Source organism: Desulfurella sp., from assembly GCF_049977265.1.
In the GTDB taxonomy this organism is placed as follows: domain Bacteria; phylum Campylobacterota_A; class Desulfurellia; order Desulfurellales; family Desulfurellaceae; genus Desulfurella.
Window position 1 is genome coordinate 1 of record NZ_JBMFGQ010000051.1, and the last position, 8,274, is coordinate 8,274.

At 31.4% G+C, this 8,274-nt stretch carries 7 protein-coding genes and 1 tRNA gene; 4 read left to right on the forward strand and 4 right to left on the reverse strand.

Going from position 1 to position 8,274, the window contains the following annotated elements; translation table 11 throughout:
• Positions 1-183: 183 nt before the first annotated feature.
• The 4 genes from ACP5FO_RS07890 to ACP5FO_RS07905 are packed head-to-tail and all read right to left on the reverse strand — an operon-like array spanning position 184 to position 4,628.
• Complete coding sequence (locus ACP5FO_RS07890; protein WP_428110693.1) at positions 184-999, reverse strand: universal stress protein; 816 nt, start codon at positions 997-999, stop codon at positions 184-186.
• A complete protein-coding gene (ftsH, locus tag ACP5FO_RS07895) occupies positions 992-2,842 on the reverse strand; it encodes an ATP-dependent zinc metalloprotease FtsH (RefSeq protein ID WP_428110694.1) in 1,851 nt (616 codons plus the stop codon). Before ftsH ends, ACP5FO_RS07890 begins: the two co-directional genes overlap by 8 nt.
• An 11-nt stretch (positions 2,843-2,853) precedes the next feature.
• Positions 2,854-3,969, reverse strand: a complete 1,116-nt coding sequence (locus tag ACP5FO_RS07900) for a PQQ-binding-like beta-propeller repeat protein (RefSeq protein WP_428157323.1) — start codon at positions 3,967-3,969, stop codon at positions 2,854-2,856.
• Positions 3,954-4,628, reverse strand: a complete 675-nt coding sequence (locus tag ACP5FO_RS07905) for a histidinol phosphate phosphatase domain-containing protein (protein WP_428110696.1) — start codon at positions 4,626-4,628, stop codon at positions 3,954-3,956. Before ACP5FO_RS07905 ends, ACP5FO_RS07900 begins: the two co-directional genes overlap by 16 nt.
• A 100-nt stretch (positions 4,629-4,728) precedes the next feature.
• Between ACP5FO_RS07905 and ACP5FO_RS07910 the strand changes: the two genes are divergently transcribed.
• The 4 genes from ACP5FO_RS07910 to ACP5FO_RS07925 all read left to right on the forward strand — a co-directional run bounded on the left by ACP5FO_RS07910 (position 4,729) and on the right by ACP5FO_RS07925 (position 8,011).
• Positions 4,729-6,243, forward strand: coding sequence for a S1 RNA-binding domain-containing protein (locus ACP5FO_RS07910; protein WP_428110697.1), 1,515 nt, complete (start codon positions 4,729-4,731; stop codon positions 6,241-6,243).
• Between the two features lie 7 nt (positions 6,244-6,250).
• Positions 6,251-7,087 (forward strand): signal peptide peptidase SppA, encoded by an 837-nt coding sequence (sppA, locus tag ACP5FO_RS07915; RefSeq protein ID WP_428110698.1) that lies wholly within the window; start codon positions 6,251-6,253, stop codon positions 7,085-7,087.
• 3 nt (positions 7,088-7,090) lie between these two features.
• Positions 7,091-7,957, forward strand: a complete 867-nt coding sequence (locus ACP5FO_RS07920; RefSeq protein ID WP_428157324.1) for a hypothetical protein — start codon at positions 7,091-7,093, stop codon at positions 7,955-7,957.
• Positions 7,935-8,011: transfer RNA gene (locus tag ACP5FO_RS07925), tRNA-Pro, on the forward strand. The genes ACP5FO_RS07920 and ACP5FO_RS07925 overlap by 23 nt, the downstream gene beginning before the upstream one ends.
• Positions 8,012-8,274: the final 263 nt, after the last annotated feature.

Here is an 8,274-nt window from a genome sequence, read left to right on the forward strand (position 1 = left end):
TATCGCATATTTATCCCTTAGTTTTTTTAGATGAGTGTATTTCATTATTCACCTCATATATGGAATTTAATTAATTAACTAATTTTAATTTTATATCAATTGAATAATTCAAGCATTTGAAGGAAATAATTCATAAAAAGCACTTGTTTATTTTTATTAATTTCTAAAACAAACAGCTTAAAGTTACCTGACAATAATTAAAGGCAAATCACACTCTTTTCTTAGTATTGCTTCTGTAGTGGAACCTATAATCATTTCTAAAAGGCGATTTTTATTGTATGCCCCAAGTAATAAAACGGGATTTTGTAAACTTTTTGTATATTCAATCAATGAGTCAGCTACACTTTTTTCTTTTTTTATGTATGTAATTTTTAAATCACTTTCTTCTAGTATTTGGCCTTCGTCTTTTTTTACATTAACTATGTGGATTTTAGCATGCAAATTTTGTGCGCAAACATTAGCTAAATCAAGTGCTTCTTTTGATGGATCTCTTCCGTCATAGCCTACGACAATATTCTTAATATCATAAAAATTTTTATCTGCCACAAATATAGGTTTTTTAATTTTTCTGATTGTTGATTCAATATTGCTACCCAAAATTCCCCTTTCAAATGATGCATTAACGCCTTTTTTCCCAATGAAGACCATATCGTATTCATAAGAAGTTTCTACTATTGTCATTGGTATTATACCCACTTCAATAAATGAGTGAAATTTTACATTTTCGTTTTGTGCCATCTCTGAAAAGGCTTGTAGAATACTTCTGCCTTTTTCTTCGAGTGTTTTTTTGAGTTCGGCGCTGAAGTTAATAAATGGCTCAAAACCTAAGACACCGCTTAAATCGTAAATAAATGGGCCTTCAAGTTGCATAGTATCAACAACATGCAAGGCATCCACTATACAATTAAATTTTTTTCCAAAATCAATTGCAAATTTTATTGCATTTGTGCTGTATGGGCTTGAATCAACAGCCACTAAAAGTTTACTTAAATTATACATTTTCACTCTCCATAACATTTTTTAGTTCTTCTTCGTTAATTTCTTCTTTTTCTAAAAGTAAATTTGATAGCTTTTTAAGTTTATCAAGATTATTTTCAAGTATTTTTTTCGCTTGGGCATAGCAATCATTTAGTATATTCTTTATCTCAAAATCTACAGCTTCTTTCGTTTTTTCACTTATATCGTCTTTTTGATTAAATATGCTCTCTGAACCCAAAAATTTCGATTTTGTAGGATCTTCCAAAACAGTTAAGCCTATGGCATCACTCATGCCGAATTTTGTAACTATACTTCTGGCAATATCTGTAGCACGTGATAAGTCATTTTGAGCGCCAGTTGAAATATCCTTCAAAACAATTTCTTCAGCTATACGACCTCCAAAAAGCACTTTTATGATATTAAGCATTTCCGTTTTTGTAATTAAGTATCTATCATCTGTGGGTAACTGTTGCGTGTATCCAAGGGCAGCAACGCCGCGAGGTATAATAGAGATTTTATGAACTTTGTCTGCACCTGGAGTTAAATAAGCAATTATTGCATGACCGGATTCATGCACAGCAACGCGCTTTTTTTCTTCTTCACGCATCGCCCTATTTTGTTTTTTAAGACCGGCAATTTGCCTTTCTATGGATTCTTCAAAATGTTTCATATTAACATTAGAACTATTTTCTCTTGCAGCAAGTAGTGCAGCTTCGTTAACGATATTTTCTATATCAGCGCCCACGAGCCCGGGTGTCATTTGGGCTAATCTTTTCAAATCTACATCGCTGTCTAATTGAATTTTTTTAACGTGTACCCTAAATATTGCTTCACGGCCATTTACATTTGGTTTATCAACTATAATTTGTCTATCAAATCTTCCAGGCCTTAAAAGCGCAGGATCTAAAATCTCTGGCCTATTTGTTGCAGCCATAATTATAACGCCTAAGTTTGATTCAAATCCATCCATTTCAGCAAGCAATTGATTTAAGGTTTGCTCGCGCTCATCATTTGATGTAATAGTGTTCATTGCTCTACTTTTGCCTATTGTATCGATTTCATCAATAAAAACTATGCAAGGAGCTAATTTTTTGGCTTCTTGGAATAGATCTCTCACCCTACTTGCGCCAACACCAACAAACATTTCTATAAACTCAGAACCACTAATGCTTAAAAAAGGCACTTCTGCTTCACCTGCTGTGGCTTTTGCAAGTAGAGTTTTACCTGTACCTGGTGCGCCCACGAGCAAAACACCCTTTGGAATCCTGCCTCCTAATTTCTGGTATTTGCTAGGATTTTTTAAAAATTCAACAATTTCTTCAACTTCATATTTTACTTCGTCAATGCCAGCGACATCTGAAAATTTAACATCTGGACGTTTATTCAAATAAACTTTAAACCTTCCTTTGCCAAAACCGAAAATAGAGCCACTTGAGCCCCTAATTTTTTTTGTCATAAACCACCATAAGAAAAATAACAATCCAAACGGCAAAACCCATCCAAAAATTAGGTTTGTTAACCATGTATTAGTTATGGTACCACTAAAATTTACATGGTGGGCTTCTAAATCCTTTACTAAATTAGGATCATTTACTGCAACAGTAACAAAATTTTCTTTTTGGTTTTTGGCATTTAGATACTCTCCTTTTATGTATTGCGATGAAATGTCGCAGCTAACAACTCTATTTTTAGCAACAAGCGTTTTAAATTCTGAATAGCTTAGTGTCTTTTTTTCAACCGAAAAAAAATTTTGATAGAAGTATATTGCTAAAAGTCCAATTAACAGATAGAATAGAGAAAATTTTATCAAATTTTGATAATTATTATTTTTATTTGGTTTTTCTTCTTCATTGTTTTCTTTCATTGTTTTACCTTTTAATAAATTTTGTAAATATTTCCATTTCTAGAAATTATGTAAAGAGCATTATCATAGTAAGTAAATTTTGAATCAAAAATTCCGCCCAGATTGAAAATTTGCATTACTTTTCCATTTAGTGCATTTAGTACAACCAATCTACCGTTAGATAATAAGCAAAACAAGTAATCATTGCCAGATAGATACATTGAATAAACATCATAATTATAGCTTAGGGTTTTGCTCCAAATAACATTACCACCTTGCGGTCCAAGTGCTTCTACCTGACCTTTCTCGTTTGCCACAAATAAAGCAAATGGTGAAATTTGCAAGTTTGCAAAACTTGATATTTCTTTTGACCAAACTGTGTTGGCTTTGTCTATAGCTATACTTTCAGTGTAGCCTGTCGTGCTTGCAGTGTATACATGTGTATTTGTTAATTGTGCCTTAGAGTCAACATCCACAAATAACTCTCCTTTGCCAACTTTTACTTCCCATATCTCATCTCCATTTTTTGTTAGTTTGTAAAGCATTCCATTGTCAAAACCAATATATATATAATCATTTGTAATAACTGGTATACTAAAACCTTTTACGCTCATTGGTGCTGTATTTCTATGGAAATCCCACACAATTTTTCCATTTAATTTGTCAATTTTATAAAGTGTATTGTTTGTAGTAGTTACATATAAATAGCCTTCATCTTCTACTATGCTACCTATAATAGGAAAACTAAATTGCTTTTTCCATACAATATCGCCTTTGTAGTCCATTTTTAAAAGCTGTCCTTTAGTTGTTCCTACATATATGTAATTATCAGCATAAACTTCTGCTTCTATTGGTTCTTTTATATTAAAGTGCTTTGCGTGCAATGTTTTTAAATCTATCATATACAATTTTTTGTCTAGGCTACCAATAAAAAGAGTATTGTCATAAATATATAATTTTGATCTATAAGAAACAGGACCAACGCTGTAAATTTTTTCTACCTTTACAGGCGGAGAGACTATGCTTTTTTGCTTTGCAATTGGCAGTGGCTTTTCTTCGACAGTTAAGTTAATATGTTTAGTGCTTGAGCAAGAATACATCGAAAACGCTGTAAATAAAAGTAAAATTGTACTTATTTTTTTGAGCACAAAAATCTCCTTTTTAAAATTTTTTCTAATAATTCTTCTGAGTTTGATAATGCCTGATTGATTTCATTAATATCCATACCGCAGCCGCCAAGTATAACTTTTGCAAAATTAATATCAATAAGGTCGTACGGAGAATGTGTATCTGTGTCTATAACACATTTTGCATTATATTTTTTTGCTATTTGGGATACATGACCGTTTGTTAAGCTATGTCCGCTTCTTGCTGTAATCTCTAAATACACATTATTTTTAGCTGCAAGTTCAGCTTCTTTTTGACCGATTAAACCAGGGTGTGCTAAAATATCACATTTACTTTCTATGGCGTATAAATTTGTTGAATTGGCAACATTTTCGACAGGACTTTCACCATGAACTACTATAATTTCAGCACCCAATTGCCTTGCTGATAAAATTGTGTTTTTTATTAGTTTTGGTGGCACATGAGTTATTTCAACACCATAAAAAACGTACAAACCATAGTACTTTTCAAGTCCATACGTTACTTTTTTAATATTGTTTATAATTATTTCTAAATTGGAAAAATCTGCATGGTCAGTTATGGCAATAGCTCTGTAACCTTTATCTTTTGCTCTTTTTACCAGCTCAGATGGTATAAGTTCACCATCACTAAACACCGTGTGTGTGTGAAAATCTATCATACAATACAATTTTAAACGATTGTTCGCACTTGTCAAGCTTATTTGTTGACAAGCTTATTTTATAAGTTATAATAAAAAACTAAGATAGTGGAGGTATGCTATGGATAAAGATTATTATATGTTGAACTATGAAAACACATTTAAAGATTTTGAAGAAGGCCAGATTATTGAAGGCACGATTTTAAACATCAAAGACGATTCTGTATTTGTTGACATAGGATATAAATCTGAAGGTATTGTGCCATTAAATGAATTCAAAAATGAATGTAATATTGGTGATACAATAAAAGTGATGTTTTTAGGCAAGCAAGACGCAAATGGTTTTCAGATGCTATCTAAAGCTAAAGCAGATAGGCTTATAGGATTTAAATCAATTATTCAAGCTTTTAAAGAAGACAAACCTATTAAAGGAATAATAAAAGCTTCGATAAAGGGCGGATTTTTAGTAGATGTTGATGGGTTTGTAGCTTTTTTGCCAGGCTCATTGGTGGATATATCAAAGAAGAGAAATTTCGATTATTATATTGGCAAAGAGTATGAATTTAAAGTTATCAGTTTGGAAGAACAAAAAAAGAATGCTATACTGTCGAGAAAACAGTTATTAGAAGAAATTTCTATTAAGAAAAAAACTGATTTGATAGATAAAATTAATGTTGGTGATATTGTCGAAGGAAAAGTAAAAAATATTGTTGATTATGGCGTTTTTATTGACCTCGATGGTCTTGATGGTTTTGTACACATTACAGATATATCATGGAAAAAAGTTCTAAAGCCGCAAGATGTTTTAAAACCACAGGATCTCATTAAAGCTAAAGTTATGCGTCTTGAAGATAAAGAAGGTAAAAAGAGGATATTTTTAAGCATTAAGCATCTTTTGCCAGATCCATGGGAAGAGGTAAAAATTAAAGAGGGCGATGTTGTTGAAGGTAAAATTTCAAATATAGTAGATTATGGTGTTTTTGTTGAGCTTGAAAATGGAATCGAAGGGTTGATACACAATTCCGAGATTAGTTGGATCAAGTTTCCAAAAGAAGCAAAAGAAGAATTAAGCATTGGTCAAACGGTAGAATCAAAAGTATTGATGGTTGATACTTTAAAGAAGAAAATAGCTTTAAGTATCAAAAGGCTGCAACCAGAGCCATGGTCTTTTGTTGAAGAAAAATATAACGTTGGCGATATTGTAGAAGGTGCTATAACTGGCATAAAAGATTTTGGCGTTTTTATCAAATTGGAAGAGGGAATTGAAGGCTTGATTCATACAAATGAACTTTCTTGGTCACCCGAAGAAAAGCCTAGATTGAGTGTTTCTGAAAAAATTGAAGTAAAAATTATTGATATCAATTTAGATAAGAAAAAAATTGCACTTTCATTAAGACAACTTGAGCCAGATCCCTGGAGCTTAATTGAAGGTAAATATAAAACTGGCGATATTGTAGAAGGTACTGTAACTGGCATAAAAGACTTTGGTGTTTTTGTAAAATTGGAAAATGGTGTTGAGAGCTTAGTACCAAGGAGTGAACTAAACAACATTGATGTAAATATAGGCGATAGAGTAAAAATTAAAATAATAAGGTTAGAAATACCAAAGCGAAAAATGATTTCACGATTAATGTAACAAGTGCATGAAAAAAATTTTAAAATTTTTGGTAATTTTTTTTATTTTAATTTTCATTATAAATTTTTTATATTTTGCTTTTAGCTCCAAAAAGATCGCGGTAGTTGATATTTCTGGTATCATTACACCAAATAGTGCATCTGAAATATGTAGAAAATTGAATGACGCGGAAGAAGATCCTAGATTTGCTGGCATATTACTAAAGATTGATTCACCAGGCGGTGATGCAGCGCAAAGCGAAAAAATCTACTATTTGGTAAAGAAGATAAATCAAAATAAACCTGTAGTTGCATTAATTGAGAGTGTTGGAGCAAGTGGGGCTTATTTTTCGGCATTAGGAGCCAGGAAGATTGTAACTTACCCTGCTTCTTTAACTGGTAGCATAGGGGTAATATTTGAAGGCATTAATGCTTATAAATTGGCAAATAAGATTGGTATTGAGGATTTTGTTGTAAAAAGCGGTGATGTAAAAGATGCAGGAAATCCTTTAAGGAAACCAACAAAAGCAGACAAAGAAATGATTTTTAGCGTTGTAGAAAGTGTATATAGTCAATTTTTACAGGCTGTATCTTCTTCAAGGCATATTAGTATTGAAAAGCTAAGGCCTCTTGCTAACGGAAGAGTATTTAGCGGGCAAATGGCATTGAATGAACATCTTATTGATTCAATTGGCGGATTTGATGCTGCTAAACGCTATCTTGAGGTCTATACAAAAAAGAAAAACTTAAAATTTGAAAATATCAGTGCCTCCAACAAACCGTTCTCGTGGTTTTTTAGTCTAAGCAACGTCAAAAAATTTTTAGATATATCAAATACTCCCAGCTTGCAAATGATTTTTAAATAGTTTATGTTTGAAATTAACCTTTTAAAAAACAATATACCTAATAAAATCAATATTCCAAAAAAATCAAAATTATTTTTTATAAAATTTTTGACTATATCAGTGGCGTTAATTTTAGCTTTTTGTTTAGCAATACTTGCTGGATTTTATCTTTTTAAAAAAGAAACCCAAAATCATCACAAAAACTTAAACACTCCCACTAAAAATAATATTACCGAGTCAGGAAAAAAATTTACAGTCACCAACAATACATTTAGTGTGGTAGTAAATCTAGAAAACGCTACTTCAAACTCAACAAAAACAAAGATTGAGCAAGAAGAGACGATAATTACTAAAAAGCCAGTTTCTGAAGCAAATACGCAAAGAAAAGAAACTCAGCAGCAACATGTTCAAACTCCAAAACAAAATATTTCAAAACCGAATGAGCTTGCTAAAGTTGCAGAAAAGACTTGTTTTGTTTTTTGCAATAGCGACACCCTAAAAAATTTAAAATCTATATTAGATCAAAAACAAATTAATTTCACTCTTAAAAAAATAGAAAACCCCAAATACTATTATAATGTTTATGTTGGTGGTTTAGAAAGATCTGGATTTTCAGACTTTAAAAGGGCTATTAAAGAAAAAGGTTACAATGTTATTGGTATAAAAATCTTAAACGGTAAGTATTACGTAAATTTAGGAAAAATGAATGAATCTGAAAAAAATAACTTTTTGTCCGCTTGGAAGAATTTAGGTTTTGACATTTTGGTTGACAAACAAAAAGAAATAAGTAATAAAGATTATGAAGTGAATTTTGCTTGCAGCAGGGATGTTTTTGAAGAACTAAAGCAAAAAGGCTTTAGAATTAAGACGGGGCGTGGCGCAGTTTGGTAGCGCACTTGAATGGGGTTCAAGTGGTCGGAGGTTCAAATCCTCTCGCCCCGACCATTAAAAAATCTTTATTTGCGCAATATTTTTTTATCCTGTATTTGTTTATTGTTGAAAATAAAAGATTTACTTATTTCAATTAGGAAGTTATGCAAAGTTAATAATGTTTTTAACTAAAATTCACTAACAAAAATATAGAAACTATTGTTATTATAATTTGTTCGTAAATTAGTTTATATTTAGTTATGCTGTTTAAAGAAAAATGGATGCTAAATTGATAAGCTTGATCTGATAGATCCTTAGAAATTTTTTTATTTTGAATT